This is a genomic window from Chromobacterium sp. ASV23 (assembly GCF_016428945.1).
GTDB classification, from domain to species: Bacteria; Pseudomonadota; Gammaproteobacteria; order Burkholderiales; family Chromobacteriaceae; genus Chromobacterium; species Chromobacterium sinusclupearum.
Window position 1 is genome coordinate 1 of sequence record NZ_JAELTR010000171.1, and the last position, 493, is coordinate 493.

At 38.7% G+C, this 493-nt stretch carries 1 protein-coding gene; it reads right to left on the reverse strand.

Annotation, left to right across the window (positions count from 1 at the left end; genetic code table 11):
* The coding region (locus JHD59_RS22955) for a hypothetical protein (protein ID WP_233164473.1) at nucleotides 1–445 on the reverse strand (445 nt) is incomplete at its 3' end.
* Nucleotides 446–493: the final 48 nt, after the last annotated feature.

Below are 493 nucleotides of genomic sequence, written 5' to 3' on the forward strand. Positions count from 1 at the left end.
CTACAAATACAAGTATGCAGTTTATGTTTTTTGAAAGTTCAGATGCTAGCCATGCATCTAAAAGTTCAGAGTTTAATTTGCTTGGCCCGAGCAATCCAAAAGTGCAAATTAAAAAACAATCTGTATCTATACGAAGAGCATCTCTGGCGGCCTTTTTGTTCATGTTATGTTTAGAGACTCGCAAAAGAGGTAATACATCCCAATTATTGTCTTTACAATTTCCGTACCAACTTTGAGCTAGACTCCTGGAGAACGCTGAGTGTGAAATGACACCTTTCGCATTGTTTAATATGGGTAAGTTCAGGGGAAAGTCCCTAACAATATCTTGCACATTTCTATTTTCTACGAATGAAGATAACCCATGATAACCATGGCTCTCATATAGTTTACTTTCAAAGGAACCACGCTTGCCTGACTCCCAATCTACATTGGAGATGTGTGCCATTAGGCCGCTTAAGTAGAAATCATGCAATACAACAACGCCTGTCTCTTA